The organism is Bacillus sp. AP50 (assembly GCF_040492675.1).
GTDB lineage: Bacteria > Bacillota > Bacilli > Bacillales > Bacillaceae_G > Bacillus_A > Bacillus_A cereus.
In genome coordinates, this window is sequence record NZ_JBEUTW010000740.1 from 1 (window position 1) to 2,487 (window position 2,487).

A 2,487-nucleotide genomic window follows, 5' to 3' on the forward strand; every position below is an offset into this window, starting at 1 on the left:
AATTTTTAGTGACAAAATAGATGAAAGAAAAGTAAATTTATTAATATTTGAAGAGCCAGAAGCACACTTACATCCTCAAATGGAAAATATTTTCATAAGGTATATTAGTGCGATTAATAAGACAAAAGAATTAGAGCAAAGAGAAAATAATCTAGAAGAGAAATTAAAGGAAGAAGATGTTCAAAAAGAATTAGCAGATGTGGTTAATGAATTAGAAAATGTGGCTAAAGAAGGCGCAGTGAAGGAAATAGTAGAAACAGTTAATCAAGTTGCAGCGAGTGAAGTAGAAGAAGTTATTATAACTGCAATGGCGGAAAATCAGGATGTTCCATTTCAAATGTTAATTACAACTCACTCAAGTGAGATGACAAAAACGATAGGCTTGAGTAATATACGTGTCTTAAGATCAAATGGACATACTCAATCAAAAGTATATGATTTAAATAATTTTATGACTCAACATGCAACTGATAGGAACTTTTATGAAAAATTCTTTCAGTTCAATATGGTGGAAATGGTATTTGCGGATAAACTAATTTTATTTGAAGGGGATGCTGAAAGATTATTATTTAAGTATCTCATTTCAAATATGGTGAAATATGAAAAACTTTCTTCACAGTATATATCTTATATTCAAGTAGGGGGAGCATATGCTCATAAGTATTTGGATTTAATAAAGTTTTTAGAAATCAAATCACTAATTTTTACTGATATAGATTATGAATACAAGAAAGAAGATATTGAAATTGGTGAAGATGTAATTATAGAAGAAATTATGAAGCGAGTAACTTCAAATGAAACAATTAAAACAATGGTAGATCAATCAAATATTTCTAAAATTTTTGAAGAAAATAGGTTAAAGAAAGGCTTATTTTTGAATAATGGAAATATTAACTTGAAATTCCAAACTGATGTGGACGGGTATGCACGTACCTTGGAAGATGCGCTACTTTATAAATTAATTCTATTTAAAAATAATACAGAGAAAGATGTGAATGGCTTAGAAAATAAACTTCCTTATAAGAAGTTGAATATTGAAACTGTATTCTCCCACATCACAAAGGAAGATTTCAAATTACTTATCGAGGAGAATAAACTATTATTATCAAACACTGCAAAAAATAAAACTTCTTTAAGAGATAGAATTGATAAATTAAAAAATAAAACTGATTTTATGTATGCACTAATAGAATCAGAGAATATAAAAGATTCTATACCAGTATATGTTGAGGAGGGGTTGGAATGGCTTCAGGGTTAGACCTATCTCAGCAGTTTACTTTGATTAACGCACCAGCTGGTAGTGGAAAAACTACAGCAGTATCTAATACCGTTAGAAAACTTTTAAGACAATCAAACAAAAAAGTTTTATGTATTACTTATACAAATAGGGCAGCTGAACAATTAAGAGAAAAAATAGATAGTGAACGCGTTGAAATTGGGACTATACATTCATTTATTGGAAATTTTATGATTCCTTTTTTTAGAATTAGATCTGTAATAGAATATTTTGTGCAATTTTATCGTAGAGAGATAAAAAAAATTATAGATGGGAATGATGAAAGGGCGTTAGCTAAATTAGAGAAATATCGTGAAAGAAATAATTTAGAATTAGAGTTTGCTGTTACAGAAGAAGTAGTTTTGGAGAATATTTCTTGCATAAAGTATGGAGAAACACAATTTTCTTCATTTCTCTATGGCGCACTATCACATGACGATTTGCTAACTTTTTCAAGGGCTGTTTTTGAAAGGTTTCCAAAGTTAAATATGGCGCTATCACAGAAATACTCATTTATTTTTATCGATGAGTACCAGGATACAAGTTCTGCAATTTTGAATTTGTTTTATAAAGCTTGTTTAAATAATGAAACAAGACTTGTCCTATTAGGAGATGAGATGCAACAAATTTATAAGGAGAGGGTTGAAGGTTTTCATGAAGTTATTAATCGTCATTTTATAAGAGAAAATACCTTAAAAAGTAATTGGCGCTCTCAAGGAAATATTGTTAGTGTGTTAAACAATATATATTTTGATTCAGTATATTCACAACATGCGGAAAAACCAGCTGGAAACAAAGCGAAGATACATGTGGTGAATGATTTACTAGATATAAATATAGAATCTGATACTTTGCAATTAGTTTTATTTAATAGTGAATTATTTAATGAAATTGGAGCATTTAATTTGTATAAGGTTTATAATAAAATTTATGCATATCATGATAAATATAACGCAAAAGAAATTTTATTGAATTCTAATCACGATAATCCTGATGATTTAATCGTTCTTTTGAATTTTGTTATAGAAATTAGTGAACTTTTTGATGAAAAGAGATTTATTAAATTAATACAAAAAATAAGTGGATTTAAATTTGCTAATAAAGAGATATGGAAAATCAAAAAACATTCTGACAAAGTAAAAGTTGCAGATCAATTAAATCAATTGAGTCAAGAAATTAGGAGTAATAAAACTTTAAATGAACTATTATGT

The 2,487-nt window shown here is 28.0% G+C and carries 2 protein-coding genes; both read left to right on the forward strand.

Features of this window, described 5'->3' with window-relative positions:
- On the forward strand, positions 1 to 1,258 hold a 1,258-nt coding region (locus ABWK52_RS29060), incomplete at its 5' end, for an ATP-dependent nuclease (RefSeq protein WP_353772363.1).
- Positions 1,243 to 2,487, forward strand: a 1,245-nt coding sequence (locus tag ABWK52_RS29065; RefSeq protein WP_353772364.1) for a UvrD-helicase domain-containing protein, incomplete at its 3' end; no start/stop codon positions are given. The genes ABWK52_RS29060 and ABWK52_RS29065, both read left to right, overlap by 16 nt.